General features: G+C 36.9%; 17 protein-coding genes. 3 read left to right on the top strand and 14 right to left on the bottom strand.

All coding sequences use genetic code 11. The features are described from left to right. The first annotated feature begins 296 nt into the window (after nucleotides 1-296). Entirely contained in the window at nucleotides 297-821 is a 525-nt protein-coding gene (locus ACFIK4_RS01675; RefSeq protein WP_375611196.1) for a methylated-DNA--[protein]-cysteine S-methyltransferase, read from the top strand. Here the strand turns inward: ACFIK4_RS01675 and ACFIK4_RS01670 are convergent. The 9 genes from ACFIK4_RS01670 to thiC form a co-directional block, all read right to left on the bottom strand. Next, a complete protein-coding gene (locus ACFIK4_RS01670; protein WP_375674712.1) occupies nucleotides 818-3,139 on the bottom strand; it encodes an ATP-binding protein in 2,322 nt (773 codons plus the stop codon). The two genes, ACFIK4_RS01675 and ACFIK4_RS01670, sit on opposite strands and share 4 nt — an antisense overlap. 286 nt (nucleotides 3,140-3,425) lie before the next feature. Continuing rightward, nucleotides 3,426-6,053 carry an aminopeptidase N gene (gene pepN, locus ACFIK4_RS01665; RefSeq protein ID WP_375674710.1) on the bottom strand — a complete coding sequence of 876 codons (2,628 nt, stop codon included), beginning with the start codon at nucleotides 6,051-6,053 and terminating at the stop codon, nucleotides 3,426-3,428. Between the two features lie 73 nt (nucleotides 6,054-6,126). Next, the gene (locus ACFIK4_RS01660) at nucleotides 6,127-6,966 is read right to left on the bottom strand and encodes a uracil-DNA glycosylase family protein (RefSeq protein WP_375674708.1); all 840 of its coding nucleotides are present in this window, start codon (nucleotides 6,964-6,966) and stop codon (nucleotides 6,127-6,129) included. Nucleotides 6,967-7,410: 444 nt separating this feature from the next. Then, nucleotides 7,411-8,169, bottom strand: a complete 759-nt coding sequence (locus ACFIK4_RS01655) for a hydroxymethylpyrimidine/phosphomethylpyrimidine kinase (RefSeq protein ID WP_375674727.1) — start codon at nucleotides 8,167-8,169, stop codon at nucleotides 7,411-7,413. Beyond that, nucleotides 8,160-8,765, bottom strand: a complete 606-nt coding sequence (locus tag ACFIK4_RS01650; RefSeq protein WP_375674706.1) for a thiamine phosphate synthase — start codon at nucleotides 8,763-8,765, stop codon at nucleotides 8,160-8,162. The genes ACFIK4_RS01655 and ACFIK4_RS01650 overlap by 10 nt, the downstream gene beginning before the upstream one ends. Then, complete coding sequence (locus ACFIK4_RS01645; protein ID WP_375611200.1) at nucleotides 8,762-9,535, bottom strand: thiazole synthase; 774 nt, start codon at nucleotides 9,533-9,535, stop codon at nucleotides 8,762-8,764. The genes ACFIK4_RS01650 and ACFIK4_RS01645 overlap by 4 nt, the downstream gene beginning before the upstream one ends. 4 nt (nucleotides 9,536-9,539) lie before the next feature. Next, nucleotides 9,540-9,737 carry a sulfur carrier protein ThiS gene (gene thiS, locus ACFIK4_RS01640; protein ID WP_273791115.1) on the bottom strand — a complete coding sequence of 66 codons (198 nt, stop codon included), beginning with the start codon at nucleotides 9,735-9,737 and terminating at the stop codon, nucleotides 9,540-9,542. A 3-nt stretch (nucleotides 9,738-9,740) separates the two neighbouring features. Next, the gene (locus ACFIK4_RS01635; RefSeq protein ID WP_375611201.1) at nucleotides 9,741-10,691 is read right to left on the bottom strand and encodes an FAD-dependent oxidoreductase; all 951 of its coding nucleotides are present in this window, start codon (nucleotides 10,689-10,691) and stop codon (nucleotides 9,741-9,743) included. Then, the gene (thiC, locus tag ACFIK4_RS01630) at nucleotides 10,688-12,523 is read right to left on the bottom strand and encodes a phosphomethylpyrimidine synthase ThiC (RefSeq protein ID WP_375674703.1); all 1,836 of its coding nucleotides are present in this window, start codon (nucleotides 12,521-12,523) and stop codon (nucleotides 10,688-10,690) included. Before thiC ends, ACFIK4_RS01635 begins: the two co-directional genes overlap by 4 nt. A 1,861-nt stretch (nucleotides 12,524-14,384) precedes the next feature. Between thiC and ACFIK4_RS01625 the strand changes: the two genes are divergently transcribed. Next, nucleotides 14,385-15,359 (top strand): tail fiber protein, encoded by a 975-nt coding sequence (locus ACFIK4_RS01625; RefSeq protein ID WP_375611203.1) that lies wholly within the window; start codon nucleotides 14,385-14,387, stop codon nucleotides 15,357-15,359. A 1,146-nt stretch (nucleotides 15,360-16,505) separates the two neighbouring features. Here the strand turns inward: ACFIK4_RS01625 and ACFIK4_RS01620 are convergent. The 5 genes from ACFIK4_RS01620 to ACFIK4_RS01600 form a co-directional block, all read right to left on the bottom strand. Further along, complete coding sequence (locus ACFIK4_RS01620; protein ID WP_375629313.1) at nucleotides 16,506-17,339, bottom strand: heme ABC transporter ATP-binding protein; 834 nt, start codon at nucleotides 17,337-17,339, stop codon at nucleotides 16,506-16,508. After that, the gene (locus tag ACFIK4_RS01615; RefSeq protein WP_375668209.1) at nucleotides 17,336-18,433 is read right to left on the bottom strand and encodes a FecCD family ABC transporter permease; all 1,098 of its coding nucleotides are present in this window, start codon (nucleotides 18,431-18,433) and stop codon (nucleotides 17,336-17,338) included. Before ACFIK4_RS01615 ends, ACFIK4_RS01620 begins: the two co-directional genes overlap by 4 nt. A gap of 5 nt (nucleotides 18,434-18,438) precedes the next feature. After that, nucleotides 18,439-19,341, bottom strand: coding sequence for a hemin ABC transporter substrate-binding protein (locus tag ACFIK4_RS01610; protein WP_375649502.1), 903 nt, complete (start codon nucleotides 19,339-19,341; stop codon nucleotides 18,439-18,441). Between the two features lie 18 nt (nucleotides 19,342-19,359). Beyond that, nucleotides 19,360-20,403, bottom strand: a complete 1,044-nt coding sequence (locus tag ACFIK4_RS01605) for a hemin-degrading factor (RefSeq protein WP_375638087.1) — start codon at nucleotides 20,401-20,403, stop codon at nucleotides 19,360-19,362. Between the two features lie 263 nt (nucleotides 20,404-20,666). Beyond that, nucleotides 20,667-22,844, bottom strand: a complete 2,178-nt coding sequence (locus ACFIK4_RS01600; protein ID WP_375671827.1) for a TonB-dependent hemoglobin/transferrin/lactoferrin family receptor — start codon at nucleotides 22,842-22,844, stop codon at nucleotides 20,667-20,669. Between the two features lie 242 nt (nucleotides 22,845-23,086). Here ACFIK4_RS01600 and ACFIK4_RS01595 point away from each other — a divergent pair, with 242 nt between their 5' ends. Next, nucleotides 23,087-23,857 (top strand): energy transducer TonB, encoded by a 771-nt coding sequence (locus ACFIK4_RS01595; RefSeq protein ID WP_375668234.1) that lies wholly within the window; start codon nucleotides 23,087-23,089, stop codon nucleotides 23,855-23,857. Nucleotides 23,858-24,135 lie beyond the last annotated feature (278 nt).

Raw genomic sequence — 24,135 nt, 5'->3', positions numbered from 1 at the left:
AGGATTTGTCTGTAGAGAGCTTATGAAATAAACCATATCAAATGGGTTCAGTTGGAATCTGTTATATAAAAAGCAAGATTGTTGATAGATCAGCTCTGGTCGAAGTTTCCGTCTTAGGGTAGGAAGAAAGTCAATCTATGTATCTTTCCATTTCATAAAAAGGTGAGAGTGTATTTAATACAATGGCTAAGGAGATAATTTCAGAATGATTTTGTTTGTTTTTAAAAGATAGTGAATACTCTCCCTTTACTTTATGGATGATGTTCAAAACTTTTTAAAATATAAAGAAGGCTAAAATGCTGAATATTTCCCAAACGAGAGTATTCTGTCTGAAAGATGTATCAATAGGAAAGCTTTTGGTGGCTAGGTCTCAAAAAGGGATTTGTCATATAGCGTTAGGAGACACTATAGAGCAATTATTACAGGAGTTTACGATACGCTTTGGTGATGTACAACAAGTTGTAGGTGACAATACATTTAAGAGAGAAGTTGCCCATATTATAGCCATGATAGAAACACCTAAGCTGGTAAAAAAATATAATTTTCCCTTAGATATAAATGGTACAGTTTTTCAACGACAAGTATGGGCAGTATTATGTGATATACCATGTGGTGAAACAATTTCATATGAGATCTTAGCATGCCGTATTGGTATGCCGAAAGCTTTTCGTGCCGTTGCTCATGCCTGTGCACGTAACGAATTGGCTATTATCATTCCGTGTCATCGTGTTGTGCGTAAAAATGGTTTTATTTCAGGGTATCGTTGGGGGGAAAAACGGAAACAGATTTTACTACAACGGGAACAAAATGGAAAAATTTAACTTTGTGTGATGGGCATTATAATCGTTACAGTTGTTCCTTTCATTTCTTTTGAAGTAATTTCAAGTTTTCCTTTGTGGAGTTCTAGCAAGGAGCGTGAAATGGCTAATCCAAGACCTGAGCCCGTATGAGATTTAGTGAGCTGATTTTCGACTTGTTCAAAAGGTTGCCCAAGTTTTTTAATTGCTGATTGGGGAATACCAACGCCTGTATCTGTAATTTTAAAAATAAGGTTATTTTTTTTCTTGAAAGCGCAGACATCAATATTTCCGCCAGAAGGCGTAAATTTAACGGCATTAGAGATGAGATTAAGGAAAATCTGTTTCATTGCACGACCATCAACTTCAGCATGAAGTTCTGGGGTAATGTTTGTTGTAACAACAATATTTTTTTCTTGAGCTTGGGGCGTTAGTGTTCGTACTGCTTCACTAATGATGGGCTCAAGATCGGTATTTTTACAATCAAGCGTAAATCTTCCTGCTTCGATTTTTGACATATCAAGAATGTCATTGATAAGGGTTAGAAGATGGGTTCCTGAATTGTAAATATCATGCATATATTCCTTATAGCGTTGTGAGCCAAGAGGGCCAAAAGTTGATTGCAACATGATGTCTGAAAAACCAAGAATAGCATTCAGAGGCGTGCGCAATTCATGAGACATATTGGCTAAAAATTCTGATTTAGCCTTATTAGCACTTTCGGCGCGTTCTTTTTCTGCTTTCAAACTTTTATTAAGTTTTTCAACTTCTGTTGCGCGTTGTTGAGCACTCCCTCGTGCGCGCTTGAGTTCTTGAATGAAAGAAAAAAGACGCCTTTCACTGTCTTCAAATTTTTCCTGTTGTTGTTTAAGCTCAGAAATGTCAGTACCAATACAAACCAATCCTCCATCTTGGGTTCGTCGTTCGTTAATTTTGAGCCAACAACCATCTGCCGTTTGGCGAATACTGGTTAAGTTACCAGTACCATCATCTTTAAGGGGATATTCACTGAGTGCAGGGCGTGCCATGGCTTCGACTGTTGCACGTTGGATACCTGATTGGAGAATTTGTTTAGGAATAGCGGCATATTCGCAAAATTTGCTGTTGGACATGACTAAACGTCCTTCAGCATCCCACAAGACGAAAGATTCTGAAATGTTTTCAATCGCATCACGGATACGAAGGTCGGCTTGCGCCGTTTGTTCAGCCAATTGTTGCTGTTCACTAATATCGAAGGAAATACCAACCAAATGGGGTTCTTCTTCTTCAGTCACTTCGGCACGAATGCGCATCCATACATAATGACCATCAGCATGACGCATAGGAACGTTAATATCGATATGCTTTTTTTTACCGCTCATTAATTCCTGAGCAAGGTCAAAAAAATTCGCATCATTTGGATTGATAATGGCGCTAATTTGGGAAATTGAGAGCAATGCATCTTGAGGGACATAGCCGAGCATTTCGTACATTGCTCGTGACCAGTAGACGCGTCCACTTGCCATATTCCAATCCCATAGTCCACAGCGTCCACGCATCATTGCCATATCAATACGGTTTTGAATTTTTTCTGAAACAAGATCTGTTTTGCGTGCTCGTACAATTTGGTTGTAATAAGCATAAAGAAGAGCAAGGATAACGCCACTAGTTCCAATGAACATGGTTATATTTAACGAGAGAGCTTTCCGCCATTCCATGTAAATATGTTGCATTTTTTCACTGGTGAATACCCCATATTGTCCATTTTCTGTTTGCTGAAAGGAAGCGAGAGCAGGAATATCTTTTCCTATTGTAATTTTCATGATTCCAGCATGTTTTCCTAGAGCTTGTAAAGTAATGCTTTCAGAGGTAAAATTCTGTAAGGGTTTTCCTAAGACAATCTCGGAACTTGATGAAGCTAGGACATTGCCTTTTTGATCGACAATAGCAATAACAGCGCTGGTTTTTATAAAACCTTTGTTACGAAAAGTAGTGAGGATATTTTGCAAATGACTATGAGACAAGGCAGAGACTTTTCCTTTCTGAGAAACAGCCAGTAAGTCATGATTAATTGTATTGGTAATATGAGAAGCTAAGAGAGTGATGGTAGAACGCGTGTTTTTATCAATTGTGTTGCGCCAATCATAGATTGATAGGAAACGGATTGCTGCTAGCATAACAAGAAATGCAAGAATTACAAATGGGAGTGAACGTCGCAGCCAAGGTTCAATAAAAAGAAGTTTTTGATAGGCAAGACCAAAAAACAGATTGGTACGCTCTGTCCGCTCCTTGCGACTTTGAGCGCTTGATTTTGAATCAGCATACACCTCCCTTGGCGCATTATATGCGTCCAATTTAGCCATCTCGCGTTCCTTTAATTCTGGAATAATGTGATTTAAAAACTGCTTCGATATTCATAGTAACCCCATCGAGTGCAATGAATCAAAACAGGAGTCTTCTGTCCAGTCTTTTTTTTAAAAAAATAATTTTACTTTTATGATTTTGGAATATGAAAAGGAAAAAGCACTTTAAACGTGACCTATAAACAGGCTTAGATTGCCTGTTTATAGGTTTAATGATGATCGAATAGTTTATAGAATTTATTTTAAAAAATATTATAGCATATTGATTTAAAAATATTTTTTTGTTTTAAGTGAGCAGCCGATTAATGATATCAGCAACATCGCTTGATAATTTTGGCGCAACAGCAATCATTTTTAATTCAGTTTCAAGTTTTTGTTGTCGAATAGGTTCTAATTGTCGCCAAGAGCGCATCATTGTTAATAATCGTGAAGCAAGCTGTGGATTTTTTTTGTCAATTTCCAAAATGACTTGGCAAAGAAAATGATAAGACGCTCCATCCATCCTATTAAAGCCCGTGAGATTGTTAGAGGCAAAAACACCGATTAGGGAACGTACACGATTAGGATTATCTTGTGAAAAAAGCGGATGTTGCATGAGCTTTTGAACATTCTCGAGTGTTGATGTGCCAGCAACCATTGCTTGAATAGAAAACCATTTATCCATGACCAAAGGGTCATGCCGATAGCGGTTTTCAAAATCATTTAAGGCATTTTGTGCCTGCTCATTTTCATTAAAACGCTTCACGAGAACAGCGATACTCGCCATACGGTCAGTCATATTATCAGCTGTTGCATACTGTATAGCAGCTCGATTTGGATTGGCTTCAGCAATGGAAAGGTAATCCAGTATGATATTCTTTAATGCTCGCTTTCCAGCTTGTGCAGTGTTTGGTGAATAGGGCTCTTGGGTTTGCATTTGTCCATAGAGTTTTGTTAAGAGCTCTTGGTGAGTTTGTGCAAGTGAAACTAAAAACTGATTGCGGACATAATGAATACGATCTGGGTCAATATTTTTACCGATTGTATGAGCAAGCTCAACTTCACTAGGTAAATTTAAACAGAAGGCACGAAATTCAGGCTCTAAGGTTTCATCTGTTATGATCGTTTCAATCAGCTTTAGCAAAGCAGAAGGGAGTGTTGCTTTTTCTTGTGTTTTATCTTGAATGCTTTGAATCAAAGCTTGCGTCATTAAATGATTAAGAGATTGCCAGCGATTGATGTGATTGTCATCATGTTGTGCAAGAAAAATAAGTTCTCTTTCATTGAATGGAGTGTGTAGAATGATTGGTGCTGAAAAGTCTCGCAGCAGTGATAAAACGGGTTTTTCACGCAGTCCCTTTAATGTAAAGGTTTGGCTTTCCTTGGATAAAAGCATAACATCTGATTGAATATTTGTATCTGCTTCATAGGTGAGGTTTTCTCCGTTAGGTCCTAACAAGCCAAATACGATAGGGATAAGCATAGGCTTTTTTGTATTTTGTTGTGGGGTTGCGGGAATATGTTGCTTTGCATGAATTGTTAAAACACCATCGCTATAATGACTATCGATTTCTACATTGGGTGTTCCTGCCTGTTCATACCATAGCATGAATTGGGAGAAGTCTTGACCAGACACTTCAGCAAAACAGGTAATAAAATCTTCAATTGTACAAGCTTGTCCATCATGACGTTGAAAATAAAGATCAGTGCCTTTACGAAAAAGAGTAGGACCTAAAATAGTCCGTATCATGCGAACAACTTCAGCACCTTTTTCATAAACAGTTGTTGTGTAAAAATTATTAATTTGGCTATATTGACGAGGACGCACAGGATGCGCAAGAGGTCCTGCATCTTCTGCAAATTGCGTCGCTTTTAATGCTTTTACATTTTCAATTCGCTGTAGGCTGCGTACATTTTGATCTGATGAAAATTCCTGATCACGATAAACAGTGAATCCTTCTTTTAAACAGAGTTGAAACCAATCGCGACAGGTAACACGATTACCGCTCCAATTATGAAAATATTCATGTGCAATGACACGTTCAACATTTCTATAATCCTGATCGGTTGCTGTTTCAGGATCGACAAGAACATATTTATCATTAAAAACGTTAAGGCCTTTGTTTTCCATTGCTCCCATATTAAAGTCGGAAACAGCAACAATATTGAAAACATCAAGATCATATTCGCGCCCAAAACATTGTTCATCCCAACGCATGGAACGTTTAAGAGCATCCATTGCATAGGTTGCGCGTTCGGTTTTTCCTTTTTCTACATAGATACCAAGCTCGATACGTCGTCCAGATACAGTTGTAAAATGGTCTTCTAACTTATCAAGATCTCCACCTACTAAAGCAAAGAGATAAGATGGTTTGGGATAAGGATCTTCCCAAATGGCAAAATGGCGATTATTTTCTAAAGTTCCTGTTTCCACCAGATTACCATTTGAAAGCAAGATTGGGATTGTTTGGGTATCTGCTTCAATTTTCACTCTATAGGTAGAAAGAACATCTGGGCGGTCGTAAAAATAAGTAATACGACGAAAACCTTCCGATTCGCATTGTGAGCAATAAACACCATTTGAAAGATAAAGCCCCATAAGTTGGCGGTTGCTTTCAGGATTCAGTTCCGTAACCAATTTCAATGTAAAAGGAACCGTTGGTGGCGTTGTAATTTCTAAACGTGAAGCCGTCACTTTATAAGTGTTTGGGGCTAATATCTCATCATTAATAGAAACGGAAATTAAAGTAAGATCATCACCAGAAAGAACAAGAGGTGTTAATTCTTTTGTATCGTGACGGGATTCAATAGACAATATGGCTGTAACATAGGTTTTTGTCGGTGCTAATTGGAAAGAAAGTTGTGTTTTAGGGATAACGTAAGGGGTTGGTTGGTAGTCTTCCAAACGATAAATAGATGTTATTGGCTGTTTCATAGTTTTTTCCCATTTGTATTTTAAGAGTTAAAGAAGGGTGTGTTAATTTTAGAAGCAATATAGGATTAAAGAATTACAAAAGGCTGTCGAGGCGATTTTTTACTTCTAAGAAGTCTATCCATGTAAGCTTCTTTTGACTAGGGGTTCTAAGAAGGTAAGCTGGGTGGAAAGTTGGCATAACAGGTATTTTTATATTATCCTCGCTTTCATAGATATGCCATTTCCCTCTTGTTCGGATAATCCCATTTTGAGATCCAGTAAGAAACTGTGCAGCAACGCCTCCTAGTGCTATAAGAACACGAGGACGCGCTAAATAAATGTGCCGTTCAATAAAAGGGCGGCACAAGGCAACTTCTCTTGGTGTTGGTGTACGATTTCCTGGCGGACGCCAAGGAATAGTGTTGGCAATGTAAACATTATTTCTTGTTAAGCCAATTGATGCGAGGATTTTATTAAGCAACATCCCGGCTTTTCCCACAAAAGGAATTCCTTGTATATCCTCGTCTCGTCCTGGTGCTTCGCCTATAAGCATCAGGGGGCTTCCTGCTGTTCCATCTGAAAAACAGGTATTTTTTGCTGTCAATTTTAATGAACAGCCATTAAATGCAAGGAGAGCAGATTTTAATTCATCAAGTGTCTTTGCATTTTTTGCACTCTCTATAGCTGTGGATTCATTTTGTATAGTCCTAGAGTTATGCAGCTGATGATGATCTAATTTTACGGTTGGAGATGTTTTGGGAGATGCTTGTTGATTATGAGAAATGTTCACGACAGATATTAATTTTCTCTCTGAACAAGCAGACTGCTTAAAACGATCAATAGGAAAATCTGTCAGAACGGCATCCGCACCACTTTCTTTATAAAAGTTTAAGAGTTCTTCATAGGAAATTGAGCATGGTGTTTGATTTAACATTTTATTTTTTCTAATGATCTAGCGATTATAGATCAAACAAAATTATCCTTCAAGTTTTATTAAATGTATTCGCTAGCCATTAATGTATAAGAACGCTGATAGGATTCTCTCTTTTCACAAAAAAGGCAAATCGTAAAATGCGAATGTTCGCGATTATATGCATCTTTAAATGTATAATTTGTTTAAATTGCGTTATTTCAACTTTTTAAACAGACTAAACTCACTCATACTAAAAGAATTTTTTACTGAATGCAAGTGGTGTGATAATATTTTTTATCATTATATTCTATATTTAATACTTAATGAAAGTGAATTTTGTAGTATTTTATTTATAAAATAAAGTATAAATTTTTATTATTATATTTTTTAAATAATTTTTATTAAAAAATAAATATATTAATGAATATATAAATATTACTTTTATATGAGAAAAATACTAAGACATTATAAACTATTTTTACAATGGGTTAAAAGCAATGTGTGGATATATTCTTTTGCTTTTTTTACAGCTGAAATGAGAGGTTCATTTAATGCTAAATGCGCTGCAATAGCGCTTGAGAGAATGCAACCTGTTCCTCGCATTGTTCCTTTTAAACGTGGAGTAGAGATATTTATGACTTCAGTTTTGTCAATGAAGCTATCAATTGCAAGAGGACCCTCCGCATGTCCCCCTTTTACTAAAATAGAGCGAGCTCCCAATGACAAAAGTTTTTTTGCTTGTTGTATTGCTTGCTTATCATGAGATGCCAATGGACTTTGGCTAAGAAGAGCGAGTTCTTCTCTATTCGGTGTTAAAAGATCAACATGAGGAAGCAGTTTATTGATCATCGTGTCGATGATTGTTTCCGTTATTAGTTTTCCTCCTGATGAAGCGACAAGTACAGGGTCCCAAATAACTGGAACATGGGGATAGTCTTTGAGTACGTTACAGATTGCTGCTATAATTGCTTTTGTCCCCGTCATACCGATTTTTATTGCGCTTATTGGATTTGCTTCTAGGGCAGCACGCATTTGCGCAGCGACGAGGTCTCCACGCATTGCAATGATTTCGACAACGCGATTATCATCTTGTACGTTAACACAAGTAATTGCTAAATTTGCTTTTATTTGAAAATGTGCAGAGGTTTCTATATCACGAACAATACCAGCACCTCCTGTTGGATCAGTGCCCGCAACAATAAGAATAGAAGGTATCAACGCCATGTTTGTGTCACTTTTATCCACTGCTGTACACGCTCTTCTGGTTTTTTATGGAGGATAATATCAGTCACAACAGCAGCACTATTTGCTCCTGCTTTTAAAACACCCACTGCGCGTTCTGGTGTTAAACCACCAATACCCACCAAAGGTAAAGCACCAATCCGCTTTCTCCATTGTTTGATTTTTTCTAGTCCTTGCGGCATCCATTTCATTTTTTTTAAGATTGTCGGATAAATAGGACCAAGTGCAATATACTCAGGATTAGCAGAGAGTGCGATATCCAATTCATGTTCATCATGTGTACTAAGACCAACTTTTATACCACTTTTACGAATTGCATGAAGATCAGCATTGCTTAGGTCTTCTTGTCCCAGATGAATAAAATTACACTTTTCATCAATTGCTATTTCCCAATGATCATTAATAATTAATTGTGCTCCCAATTTATTGCATATGTTTTTTGCACGCTTGATATGTTGACGGATTAGTTGTTGATTTTCATGTTTCATACGCAATTGTACGAGCTTGATACCAAGAGGAAGCAAACGTTCAATCCAATCAGCGTTATCAACGATGAGGTAAAATGGATCCAGTTTCATGAAAATACCGCTTTTCCAATGATTGGTGTTGAAGGGACTGCTACATTGCGTGCTTCGATCATGCCAGCTTTATATCCCATACGTCCTGCTTGAACAGCTTTAGAAAATGCTTCAGCCATCAAAACAGGATCAGCTGCTTTAGCAACTGCGGTATTAAGAAGGACCGCATCATAACCCAGTTCCATCGCAATGGCGGCATGTGATGGGCGTCCAATGCCGGCATCAATAACAAGAGTAGCATCAGGAAGGTAAGCACGGATAGAACGCAATCCATCAGTATTATGAGGTCCTTTGGCAGAACCAATAGGAGCACACCAAGGCATAATAACACGGCAACCAATGTCGAAAAGTTTTTCAGCAACAATGAGATCATCCGTTGTATAGGCAAAAATTTTGAAACCTTCATTGTTTAAAATTTGAGCAGCTTCGATTAAGGAAAAAATATTTGGCTGTAAGGTGTCTGAATTACCGATAATTTCGAGTTTAATCCAAGCTGTTTTAAAAAGATCTCTTGCTAATTGCGCTGTGGTTACGGCCTCTTTAACAGTATAACAACCAGCAGTATTAGGAAGCACTGTTACCCCAAGTTCTTGAAGAAATTTCCAAAATTGTCCACCTTGTTTTCCACCTGCAGTTTCACGGCGCAAGGAAACAGTTACAATTTCCGTATTCGATTTATGAATAGCATCACGAAGGATTGCTGGTGAAGGATATTGCGCTGTACCTAATAGAAGACGGGAAGAGAATTGTCGTCCATAAAGATTCAGCATAATTTTAGCCTCCTTGCATTGGGCTTAAAATTTCAATTTTATCTCCTTCATGCAAGACAAATTGGCTTCGTGCATCTATGGGAACAACTTCAGCGTTAACAGCAGTTGCAAGCCAATTTCCTTCATACCCCAATTCTTCAAGCAAGAGACCGAGAGTCATAACTTCTGTTTGGACTGTTTCACCATTAACAAATATTTGCATGTTTTATTCCAATGCCAATTCCATTGCTCGTTTTGCCATTTCTGGAGACAACAGAAAACCATGTCTATAAAATCCATTAATAGAAATAAAGTTACCATCTTTATGCACAGAAGGGAAGTTATTAGGATAACATGGACGAACACCAACGCCAGATTCAATAATTTCTGCTTCAGCAAAAGCAGGATGTAAAGTATAAGCCGCGTTGAGCAGTTCCATCATTGATCTTACAGAGATTGCACCATCAAAGTCACTTTCAATCATCGTTGCACCAATCATAAAAATATTATCTTGTCGAGGTACAATGTAGAGAGGAAACCGTGGATGAAGAAGACGAATTGGACGCGAAATTTTAATATCGGTGCAGCGCACGAGAAGCATTTCACCGCGTACGCCCCGTATATTTTTATCTTTTCCTAAACGTGCTATTCCTGTCGCATCAATAACAATATCAAATTTTTTTTCAGCCTTCTCTACATCAACAAAACAGGCTCCATTGTTGAGCAGCTTTTCTTTTAAAGCCATAAGTGCTTTGCGAGGATCAATATGGGCTTCATTTTCATAAAAGAGTGCACAGTTAAAACGTTCAGCAAGATCTGGTTCAAGATGAGCTATTTCTGTATTATCTACGGTTTTGTGATTATGCGTACGTACAGAAAATCGTTCGAGCTCTCCTCTATCTCGTGTAGGTGCAACCACTAAAGTGCCTTTTTGTATGACAAGGTTGGGGAGCGTTTTACGCCACCATTGTATAGCTTGTACACCAAGATCTTCAACAATTTGTTCTGCACTTTCCCTTTCACAGTAAGGTGCGAGCATTCCTCCTGCATACCAACTAGCACTTCCTATAGGTGAATGAGGGGGGGCTGATACAGTAACAGAAGCACCTTTTTGCTGTAACATAAAGGCAGCTGTTAAGCCGCCTACACCTGCACCTTTGATAAGAATGTTCTTCAACTATTTACTTTCTTTTTTTGAGGAGGAACAATTTCCATATAAAGGTCACCATTTTTCTGATATTTTTCGGCCATGGCGATCATACCTTCCCCTTTTGTTTTTCTTATTGCAGCTGCCTCACGAATATCATGGGAAATACGCATAGAACAGAATTTTGGTCCACACATGGAACAAAAATGCACTAATTTATGGGCTTCTTTAGGCATTGTCTCATCATGAAAGGCACAGGCTGTTTCTGGATCAAGAGAAAGGTTAAATTGATCGTGCCATCTAAAATCAAATCGTGCACGCGAAAGAGCATTATCGCGCAATTGTGCTCTAGGTAAACCTTTAGCAAGGTCAGCGGCATGAGCAGCAATTTTATAAGTGATCACACCAGTTTTTACGTCATTCCTATCGGGCAGTCCTAGATGTTCTTTAGGTGTTACATAACACAACATAGCAGTTCCAAACCATCCAATCATAGCGGCACCAATTGCTGATGTAATATGGTCATAACCAGGAGCAATGTCCGTTGTAAGAGGTCCCAAAGTATAAAAAGGCGCCTCATGACAAAGATCTAATTGTTGCTCCATATTTTCTTTAATTTTGTGCATTGGGACATGCCCAGGACCTTCAATCATAACCTGTACATCTTTTTTCCAAGCAATTTTTGTCAATTCTCCCAAAGTTTTAAGCTCTGCAAATTGGGCCTCATCATTGGCATCGGCAATAGAGCCAGGGCGTAATCCATCCCCCAATGAAAGAGAGATGTCATACGTGCGTGCAATATCACAAATTTCATCAAAATGTTCATAGAGAAAGCTTTCTTTGTGATGATGGAGACACCATTTTGCCATAATAGAACCGCCTCGTGAAACAATACCTGTTACACGATCAATGGTCATAGGAATAAATGGTAATCTTAATCCTGCGTGAATGGTAAAATAATCAACACCTTGCTCTGCTTGCTCAATAAGGGTATCACGGAAAATATCCCATGTTAAGTTTTCGGCAATACCCTGTACTTTTTCGAGTGCTTGATACAGAGGAACAGTCCCGATGGGCACAGGAGAATTTCGAATAATCCACTCACGAATATTATGAATATTTCGACCTGTTGAGAGATCCATAACTGTATCTGCTCCCCAGCGAATGGCCCAAACCATTTTATCAACTTCTTCTTCCATAGATGAAGTTACTGCTGAATTGCCAATATTAGCATTAATTTTAACACGAAAATTACGCCCAATAATCATGGGTTCGCACTCTGGATGATTAATGTTTTGTGGAATAATGGCGCGTCCACAAGCAATTTCATTGCGCACAAATTCCGCAGTATAAATTTCTGGTATTGATCCAGCAAATGTTTCATTTGATGGTACATTCTGCCGTTCTTCTACTGCTAATCCTTCATTTTCTCGTATAGCCACATATTCCATTTCGGCGGTAATAATACCTGCGCGTGCGTAAGCCATTTGTGTAATTGCTTTGCCATTTTTTGCTCGTAAAATAGAACGTTTTTGCTTAAAGGCTGGTGTAAGGTTTTTATCAGAAGTCAATCCATTATCTTCAGGTTTAACTAATCGTGCAGGATAAGTTTCAGTATCATCCCGCTTAGAGAGCCAAGGCAAGCTAATTGCTGGCAGGCCTTTTGTAATATCAATGATCATATCTTTATCTGTGTAGGGGCCAGAAGTATCGTAGACGTTTAAAGGTTTTTCACCACTGCCATCAGCCAGTGAAATTTCACGCAATGGTACGCGCACATCAGAAAAGAGAAGGCTCTGTTGATAAATTTTGCGTGAAGCGGGAAAGGGGCTACAACTGATTGATGGAGTATTTTTCTGCACAAACTTTTTCCTTATAGACACGGAGTTCAAAAATAGGTTGCGATGTTAATGGAGTTACGATGTTAATGGAGATGTATTCAAATTATCAATCACGAGCATTCAGATGAATAGGGATAGTATTGCTTTGTAGCAAAGAAAACCCAATACAGCTCAAGAAAAGTTATTTTGAAAAACTGATACAATATCTATTCTAATATTTGCATGCCTCCTCCCACTTGAAGTATTTTTGTTAATACGAATATGGTTGGCTTAAATATCTATATTGTCAATCATAAAAATATATTTTAAACGATTTTGGTGTGTTTTTAAGAGTGAAAATAGATATTATGAAGTGATAAACTATGATATTGAAGCTTTTATAAACCAGAATAAAGTTAAAAACGGATTATCAGGGAAAAGTAGATAGTTTATGGCTTTGATTGAGATTTTTTTCATATTAAAATAATAACTCAGAATACCATAAGATCCTCTCATCATATATCTTTTCGTATAAAAACACTTCCTTGCACGTCATAAGTGGGAGCGTATGGGGCAAAGCACTTGAAGAAAGGAAGCCAAATGTCATTTAATGAACATTCTAAGAGTGAGGCTGTCAAAACGTGGGAGCCAACAAAATGTATGATGGATTCCACTTGTATCTTCAAAAGCTTAAAGCTGATGATCTATAATGGCTTGCTATTGTATCATTGACGTGCGCTGTCGTAAAATGAAAGGAGTATATTTTGAACAATATTTCTTAAAAAGTGCGTAATATGCAATATCATTATATTTTGTTTGGGGCATTCTATTCTTCATGAGGGGGATGTTCCCATTAAGAATGCGATAAATAAAAGCGAGAAACAATACCTAATCTTTATTATAAAAATAATATTGCCTTGAATTAAGAAGAACACCAATAATTGCAAGATGTTGTTTAGAATGATTTATTGTTCTTGCAAAAAAAATATACATATAATAATATATAGAGGAGGATGTGCTAAGTGTGGGAGGGGAAAAGTTGGTTATGGGGCGTTTAATAAACAAGGATATTGTTCATAAAAATTGGGGGAGGGGCTGGGTTATGCTTTTTAGTTTTTTCCGGATCGAATACAACCTTCAAATTTTGTGAAGGTGTGTGATATTTAATATTTCAAAGTATTTTATTTCCAGTTTAATGAAAGTGTGGAGCAAATGTCCATATTGAATATATTCTCTGTGATACATTTAGATTGAACAAAAGCTTATTCAAAAAAACATTGGTGCTAATCTTGTGACACAATTTCAGAAATCAATTGAATAAAATAGAACAAAGTATTTGCATGTGAATAAAAACATAATGAAGCATGCAAAAAATTTGAAGCTAATTTTTAAAGTTTTAATACAAATGATAGCCAAAAGATAGAATTTCTTTGTTTAAAATATATGGTATAAAATATCGAAGAGATAGATTTAAACTATTGAAAAAAATAAAAAAAGATAATGTTTAAGTCAGAAACTTTCTATGTGGATGATAAGTTATTACATTCAGTAATGGTTATATGAAATCCATAATAAGAAAAATTTTGGAAGTATTTATAAATTTTGCAACAAGATGCAAGATTGAAAAAATAATTATATAACAACAGCAAAGCAACAAAACAAGATATTAAGTAACATCAGATGAGGTGGTTACATTATACATTAGAAGAGAAAGCATTAATACTAATGTTATGAAAAGCGTCTGGTGAATTTAGGTTATAAAATTGGAAGGAGTGAAGAGAGATAAAATGCGTAAATAAGGATGGTGCAGTGGTTATGATGTACCAATAAACAACGGCAGCACATTTTAGTGCACAGAACGAGAAGTTGTTAGAAAAACTATGAAAATAATGGGGGATTTAAAATGTCTAATATCTATGATTGGTCTCTAAAGGCTGATGAAAATGCTTATTCAGATAGTATCATTAATTGGGCAGAAGGACAGCCGCCTAGTTCTGTTAATGATAGTGCAAGGGCGATGATGCAGCGCGTGCGCGAATATCTTGCAGATAATGGTGGATCTATTAATTCAAGCTTTATAGTAAATTTGGAAGATAAAACAACATTAATTACCTTAAAGACAGTTTCGCCTATAAAGAAATACAACAATGATATCGTCATACGTTTTAAAGCTTGTGGTGTAAATATTGGCGTGACAACAATAACTGTTAATAATATAGGAGAAAAGCTTATCTATAAAGCCACTGATACGGGGGTTATACCATTAGAAGGTGGAGAATTTCAAACAGATGGCATTTATGAAATGGTATACAATAATGGTGTTTTAATAAAAGAGCATGAGGGTTGGTATTTATTAAACCCTACACCACCAAAGATAGAAAGTTTCCCCTCTGGATTCATTGCAACATTTGCTATGCAAAATGTGCCAAATGGTTGGCTTTTATGTGATGGTAAGGCCTATAAGCGTGAAGATTATCCGCAGTTATTCGAGGCAATAGGTGATAAATGGGGAAAAGACAGCAATAAAACTTTTAAAGTTCCCGATTTTAGAGGCATGTTTTTACGCGGCTTTGATAATGGTCGGGGTTTAGATGGTGGTAGAAAGTTTGCAGATGAACAACAAGATAGCATAAAATCACATACGCATATTGGGAGTATTGAAAACGCAGGCGAGCATGCGCATAATTTTGAGTATCAAGGGGTAGGATGGCCCGTTGGTGATATTGGGAGACTCCCGAATCATTATACTTATAATGCAACCCTGAAAGGGAGAACAGCTTCTGCTGGTGCACATACACACAAGGTAACTCTTTCCCATACGGGTGAGGCAGAAACGCGCCCTGTTAATACAACCGTTGTCTATGCTATAAAATCATGAGTATGTTTAAGTAATAATAATCTATACACCTTGATAATTTTGTTAACGCGGAGCAATTCCGCGTTATTTTCTATGCATATGAAAAGGAAATCTATATTGTTAATAGAATACTTGAGAGCGTCAAAAAACAATTTTAAAATGATTGAAAGAAAGAGTTAAGGATATAATTTATTATAAAAAAAGAAAATCATAACTTTTTTATAATTATATGATAACATAGGGAAAATGTGTAAAAATCATTTAAACTGTGCCGTGAAGAGATCTGGAGATATATTTTTTCACAAGGTGTTTTGATAGGGGAAGGTAATAAAATTATTCAACCTGAGGCATAAAAAAGTACAATATTTTTAGCGTTTTTTTGTACAAAAATAGCATATCCCTGTATGAGTTAATTCATCTTATAAAGAGATTTCTCACCTTGTTGTCGATTTCATTTCTTTGCATTGCCATGGTAGGAGGCTTTATCTGTAAATGATAGTTCCCCTTTGAGTGGAATCATCATTATGCTTATGAAGCAGAAGACAAACGCTATTTCTATACTCTCTCCTCATCCCTATATTCCGCATTGTTTTTGCATTAGGGGGCTTACAAGAAGCGTTATTGAGTTTATTTTAAAGTTTTTATTCAATAGGTTAATTCTTTATGATATGCCAATAAACAATTTTTTAATAGAGAGAGAAAAGTAAAAATATCATTGTAAATCAATATTTATTTATACAAAAAGCTAAAATATATGTATTATAAAGAAAACATTACCATTAAAGTTACAAATAAATCTTTTATGCAGGGGAGAAAGGTACTTGATTTCTATATGGTCCTTAGAAGATATAATAATACACCCGTTATTATAACAAAGGCATTTATACGCATTTCTTGAATCATTTTTATAAAGATAAAAGTGATAGAAAGAGTGGGAAAACGCATGTTTATGTTGTATAAATTTGTATGATATAACAGTTTGATAGCAAATAAAATTTCACATGTTTTTAGTTACGTAAAATCTTAAAAGATTTTAAACTGGTATTTTTTTCCAAAAATATCTTTAGGGTAATTGGTCTTCTTTTTTAATGACAGATGACAAAAAGGAGTTCATATGAAAATAAAAAAGATTCTTGAATATTTGCGTGTTTTATTTTGCTATGGACTTTAGTTTTTAGATTGAAGCCGATAGCCTAGAGATCTAATTTCATAGGAGGATGTCGTTTGAGGGAGTATAAAAGGGATATCTTCTTTAGGTAATTCAGAAACGTTTAAAGAACAATGATAAACATTGCGGAGATTTTGTGTTGTCAACACATTAGTTGCATTTCCTTCGCAATAAATCTCACCTTCCTTGAGCAAGATCATGTTATCTGCATAATGTGCCGCGAGATTGAGGTCATGAAGAACAGCAAGAACGCCGCCACCAGAATGAGCAAATTGTTTAGCAATATCCATAACGATGATTTGATGTTGAATATCGAGGCTAGCAATAGGTTCATCTAATATCATCCAGCGAGGAATCCCATTATGAACAGGTTTCCAGACTTGGCAAAGTACACGGGCAAGTTGTACTCTAGCTTGTTCTCCACCTGATAATTGGTGATAATACAGGTTGCCATAATCAGAAAGGTCAACGCACTCTAAAGCTTTCTGGATAAGATTTTGCAATTCGGCTTTGGCAATGCTAAATTGGTTTACAGAAAGGCCAAGCCCTACAACTTCATGGACTAAGAATGGAAATACGAGCGTTGTTGATTGTGGTAGTACAGCGCGCATTTTTGCCATTACATGAGTTTTTGTTTGGCATACATTATAACCATTTAAGGTTATTTTTCCACTGTAAGGAATTTCACCACTCAGAGCTTTGATAAAAGTACTTTTTCCTGATCCATTAGGACCAATAATAATGGTAAAAGCACCACTTTTAGCTTGAAGATTAATGTGTTTAAGAATCTGCTTCTTTCCGCGCTGAACACAAATATTTGTCGCTTCAATCATGAAAAGTCTGTTCCTCGTTTGCATATAAGGATCCATAGAAAGAAAGGTGCACCAAAAAGTGCTGTTACAATCCCAATCGGCAATTCTGCGGGGGCAACAATTAAGCGTGCAAACATATCAGCAAAAATAAGTAATGCTGCTCCCAAGAGAGCAGAGCAAGGAATGAGATAGCGATGATCAGGACCTATGAGTTGACGTAAAATATGAGGAACAATAATACCAATAAAACCAATACCACCACTGACAGCAACAGCACTACCGCACATAAGAGCAACAAGGGGAATAGCAATATTTTTGACGCGTTGAATATGGAAACCAATATGGCCAGCAACAGCTTCTCCAAGAGCAAGGGCATTAAGTGCTCGTGATAAAAAGGGAGAGAAAAGAAGACCAATAACGATAAAAGGGAGAACGAGCCATACTTTCAACCACGTAGCGCCCGCAAGAGAGCCCAGACTCCAAAAAGTGATATCACGCAGTTGTTGGTCATTTGCGACAAAAATCAATGTTCCGACAACTGCACTGCTTAATGCACCAAGAGCAATACCAGCAAGCAGCATGGTTGCAATAGAGGTAAAGCTGTTATGCGTTGCTATTATGTAGAGAATAATCGTTGATAAAAGTCCACCAAAAAAAGCACCTATGATAACTTTATAAGGCTCTAGAAAAGGTGCAAAAGAAACAGGAAAAGCAATGCCGACAACAATTGCTAAGACTGCTCCAAGTCCAGCACCTGCTGATACACCTACAATTCCGGGATCTGCAAGAGGATTACGAAAAAGCCCTTGCATAAGAACACCGGAGACAGCTAAGGCTGCTCCAATTAATAATCCCAAGATAACACGGGGAAGCCTTATGTCGATGAGCACGAGGTAATCACGCGTTTTACTACTTAGCGAAAAATCTTGTGTAAGTATCACATGGAGGAGATCAACGAAAGAAACCTTTGCTGCACCATTCAAGAGCCCACCAAAAATACTGAAAATAAGGAATATTATTAAGCTTAATAATAAAATTTTTCCCTGCTTTGAACGGTTTATTTTTTTACCTTCTTTTTCTTTAGGTAAATGCATCTTGGATGTACCGTCTACCATTTTTATCAGCTCTTACCGTTTTGATGTGCACCATAAAGTATCTCAATAAGCTCTCTTGATGCGTCTGCAGTACGTGGACCAAATCCCAAAAAATACATAGCATCCATCTGTTTTATGGCATGATTTTTCGCTGCAGTTGTTGCTTGAACTGCCGGTATGGCTAAAATCTTATCAATGCTGGTTGATCTTGCACCATGTTTTACAAGCAAAATAACATCAGGATCTGATTTCAATAATGCTTCGCCGTTGAGAAGTTTATATCCTTTATAATCGGTGATAGCATTGATAGCGCCTGAAAGTTTGATCATACTATCAGCTGCAGTACCTGTTCCAGATGCCATGACGCGTCCATTTTGCACAGAGAAAACAAAAAGAACACGCTTTGGTGTTGTTACTTTCGCCAAACGCGCATCGTTGTCTAAAAAATTACGCTTCAATTTCTCAATTAACGCCGCGGCTTGCACTTCCCGATGAATGGCTTGACCAACGAGGCGAATCTTTTCTATCACATTTTCACGGGAGTAGTCTTCTGGTATGATCACCAGAGGTATTGATGTTTTTTTGAGAATATCAATTGTTGAAGCGGGACCACTTCCTTCAACAAGCAATATACCCTCTGGAGCAAGTGATAAAACCCCCTCAGGTGAAAGAGCACGCATATATCCAAGCACAGGAAGCTTGAGCGCTTCTTGTGGGTAGACGCTTGTACTATCACGGGCGACAAGTTGATCTTGGGCTCCCAATGCATAGACAATTTCTGTAAGTGCTCCGCCGATAGAAACAATTCGAGCATTTTCAGGAAAACGCGTTGCAGGTTCAGCAATTACTTGTTTAGAAAAACAAGTAAGAGAGAGCAGTAAACACGTAAGAAAAAGGTTTGATAACCTATGTAAAAGAGATATGAACATGTCTAACCTTATCTTATCTTAGTTACTGCTGTTTTCTTGGCATGATGGCAAACTATTCAATAAAGAACGCCAATCTTCACGTTCTTTTTGACCCTCCTTGCGTACGCCAAAAAATTGAATAACCATCTCATCATCTTTATCGAAAACTTCAAGTGAACTGACATAACCATCACGGGTAGGTTTGCGAACATGCCATACTCTAGCAATCCCAGACGTGAGTAAATGAAGGTCAAATCTTGGATCAAGAACATTAAGCCAAGGTCCCATTTGCTTAATATTTTTTACAGTCCCACTAAAAATTTGAATACACCCTTTATTCCCAACAAAACACATGATTGGCAGTTCTTGTTGTGCGACTTGGTTAAGCATTATTTCAACAGCATTTACCTGTAATTCATCGGCAAATTCATTACCAACATATTTTACAGCATGATGTCGATTAATTTTAAATTCGGAAATAATTTTGTGAAGTTGGTGTACATCTGTCATTTTCCGCCAACGATCCCGAAAACTCTCAATATCCAATTCTGTTATGTCACATTGGGCTGGGAGAGAAACGGGAAGAATGTTAAGAACAGGAGACTGATCTTCAAGAAGGAGCTTTTCAACAAGTTCATTCCACTCTTCCATATTTGTCATATCTTTAGAATAGACCTTTAAAATAGCAACGCCATGTTGATCAAAGAATTGCAGACTTTTTGTAGGTTTTCCAAGAATAACGACATCATATTCAAAACCGAACTTCCATTGTTTTGTAAAAATACGCAAATCAATTTCACCAAGTGTGATAGGAATATGTTCGTTTTGAACAATTTTTTCAAAGCGTCCCGTTATTTCGTGAACAGCATATTCATTGCGAGTTAAGACCATGACGGTTCCAAGTCGAGGTGCATTTTCCAAGAGAGTAGCAACATCAGTTTGTAGCCTTTTTGCTTTTCCAATGGTACAATAAGCCGCAATAAGCTCCGCTTCAGATATACCAATCGAAACCGCAAAATCGCGGTTTCGCATTTCTTTTTTTTCTTCACGCAAACGAAGAATCATTTCAGCTGTATGTGCCATGAATTTACCTTATGTTACTTAACTCAAAAACTAACTTTCAAATTTTACAATTCCAAGGCAATAAATTAAATTCTTTTAAGAGTTCAATCTATCACAAAATAACACTCTATCGCCAACAGCTGAGCAATCAAAAAACGATAAAACAGAAAGAATTAAAACTTTTCTACCAAATCTTTGTAATTTTAAAGATGTTGAAAATAGAAACACAATAATTAATCCTTTTATCAATACGATTTTATTGACCGAATAATTAACAGAAGTGACTAAAACTTTTGTACAAACGACACCTTAAAGTTACGACCAGGCTGGCTATAATAATCTTTTGGTGTTGAACTTTTACCTGAAGGAAGTTCAGATACATTCCAATATTTTGTATTGAAAAGATTATAAACACCGGCTCTTAGAATAGGTCCCGTTTCACCGAATGGTTTCCACCACCCTGTCATATCAACGACATGATATCCTGGAATTTTTTGGTAATCAGATTCTCCGGCTACTTTGTCACGTTTAGCTGCCAAAGTAAGGATAATATCGCTTCCCCAAACCTCTTTTGCATATCCTAATCCGATAACTGCTTTCAAAGGAGGAATTGAGTTAAGATACTCCTTTTTATCAAGATCTTTTCCTTGTGAATAAGCAAGAGCAACATTGCTATGAAAACCATTTTTAAGAACTAAATGGGCTTTTGTCTCAACACCAAAAATTTGCACGTGAAAACGATTCATGTAATGCCGACGCGCAAATCTAAATTCCTCTGATGGCCCTCTATCCTCAGTATCTATGAAATTCTTATATTTATTGAAAAAGGCATTGAAGGAACCACCGAAATTTACATTTCCATACCGTAGACCAACATCATACCCATTGCTTGTTTCTGGTTGAAGATCAGGATTCCCTTTCACGTAATAAGCAGAAGGTTTGATATAAGAGACGTAAAGTTCTGAAATACGTGGTGCACGAAAAGCCTGTGCCCACTGAGCATAGAGCGTTACTTGATTACGAACATCCCACTCCACGCGTAATTTAGGAGAAAAGCGTGAACCATTTCTTTCTGGAGGGAATTTATCAGAAATCAGTGCTTTCTCATAAGAAGGTGTTTTCTGAGGAACATATTTGTACCAATCATACCGGATTCCCGGTGTTATACGAAAACGATCATCAACCAACCCAATTTCATCTTCAAAAACAAAACCTAAATTGTAACCATTTGTGTCTGGTGAATCTGATCGATTAGCAGGAACAAAAAGACATCCCCGAGCGTATTCTTTTATATGACAATTGTCTTTACCTAACAAATAGTGATGAAATTTAGATGACGAAACATTCATTACAAACTTTAACGTATGGTTTATAGTGCCAAAATCCACTTTTTTAAGGGCATCAGCATTGAAACCATAATTGATATTACGCAAGAAATTATCTCTCAAATAATCCCCTTTGGGAGCTGAAACACGAACGCCTGTCATAACGTAACGACTTGATTGCCTTTGCCAATAAAGCTGCCCATTAAACGCATCAAGAACTGCATCACCATTACCATTATAATTATAAGAAAGAGAAAAGCGCTCACGAAGTTTATTATCCTGCTCATAAACGGAACCTGGAGCGTATCTTTTAGACGAATTTAATTCATGTGTGTTACTATTATGACCAAAACGCTCTGCGGTAAAACCAAGGCGGTGATTATCACTCAAATATTGATGAATTTTAAAAAGCAAGTTATTTTTATCAAAGTGAGAAGGGTTTTTGCGCGTGCGTTCCTCATACCCTTCTACTGTTCCCATATTTTTGCGCTCATGACCTTCTACATAAGATCCTTGAAAAAGTAAAAATGTCTGGTAATTACGCACAGCAAAAGCTTGATCGATGCGCCAGCTGTTATCAACAGAATTATAACCACCTTTTATAAGGCTTCCCCAATTCTTTTCTTCCACGATCAGGTCTTCAGGATCAAGGGTACGCAACGCAATGATTCCCCCTAAGGCGCCAGAACCATAAAGACTAGAATCTGATCCTTGAATAGTATCAAACGTAGAAAGAGCATTGAAATCAAAAGTTGTGTTTCCACCTCCACCACGGAATATATCATTAAACCATGGAAGAGAAATACCATCCATTGTCATAAGAACACGGTTTGCATCTAAACCCCGAATAACGAAACTGTTATTTTCTGAGTTATAGGATACGGAAGGATTAAGACGACTCACATCATAAACATCAGTTATTTGTCTTTCATCAATATTCTTGTTGGTCTTACGATCAGTCAGAATGGTTATTGAATTTGAAGCATCTTCTATTTTTTTTCCTTTAATAAGGATTGGTTTGAGTTCAGTGACAGCACTTCCATCTTTATTTTGTGCAAAAACAAATGAAGGTATACAGACCGATAATGCACTTAAAATTACACAGCTTTTATAGATATTTTTTCGTCTTATTTGCATAACACATCATAACCCTTTTAAACATCCCCTCTCTGTTTTGAAATTTTTTAATACAAAAAGGCTGGACTCACTGATTAAAACTTGCCAGCCAAGTAGGAATGATTTTGACAACGTCACAAAATCATTAGAAGACCATATTAAACATGACAAAATCAGTCAAGAAAAAAGTTGCAATTTCAAAATAGCCTGTTTTAATGAGATTGAACACCAATATTAAGCTTAAAATAGTGGCAGAAGAAACGATGATTTTTGCAAATACGAAACAATTATTAACTCTTTGGATTGGTGCATTTATTGGGGCTTTCTTTTTGCATGTATTATTGGCAGCACAGTTTTATTTTCAAAGTACTGGTATAAGTAATGGTTTGCTCTCGTCGGAGATTATGCTGACTTTTATGCAAGAAACTGTATATCCGGATGTTGATACAGACTTGCCAGATATTCATAGAGAGTTGGATATTAATACAGAGCAAGAAGTATTACAGTCTGATCTCCTAGAGCAGGAGTCAGAAGGATTGGAATCCGTGGATGAAGTTCAATCGGAAGAACCTCAGCATATAGTAGAACAAGATGACTTAAAGCCTTTGGAAGAACCCCTACCTCAAAAAGTGGAGCATAAAGCGTTTATCAAAAAAACAATACCGATGCCAAAGGCTGTAGTAAAGCGCTCCAATGCAAAGGCGGTACGTTCTTCTTCCATCAACAAGGGCGGCGGTACAGCAGGGCTTGAAGATATGTTGTTAATGGAGTGGTTAGCAAAGGTACAGTCACAATTAGAAAGGCAAAAAAATTATATTGTGGGACAGCGCACCAATCGTACAAAAGGAACGGTGAAGTTAGAATTTATGGTGCATGAGCAGGGGAGTATTTTTTCTAGTCGTGTAGTAGTCTCTGCTGGTGACCCGGAACTTGATCGATTAGCGATGGCAGCCCTTCGACGCGTTGGTTCTTTTCCACCACCACCACCATCAAAAGTGAATAAAACAATTAGAGTATCCCTAATATTTAGCTGATTTTTTATGCGGGGCGCTTTCTTATAATATATTGATTTATAATGATTGTTTATAATTTTAATGAAAGTTCAAATATAATTTATTCGAATTTTTTTGATGTTGAATCAATCAAAACCATCCGCTTACTTATGATACAAGTTGAGGAGGAGCATGGATAAAAAACTTCTAAAAAGCAGTGAATATACTTCTTATGAGTGCTCTAAATGAAAGGGCTTTTGCAACATTGGGAGTTAAGGGATGATAGAGCTATAGCTTTTATTAATTAAAGGTCTAATCGA

Origin of the sequence: Bartonella sp. AP9QHHD, assembly GCF_042195625.1 — a bacterium.
Taxonomy (GTDB): Bacteria; Pseudomonadota; Alphaproteobacteria; order Rhizobiales; family Rhizobiaceae; genus Bartonella.
Note: the sequence above shows the minus strand (reverse complement) of the source record. Positions and strands in the feature narration are given on the sequence as shown.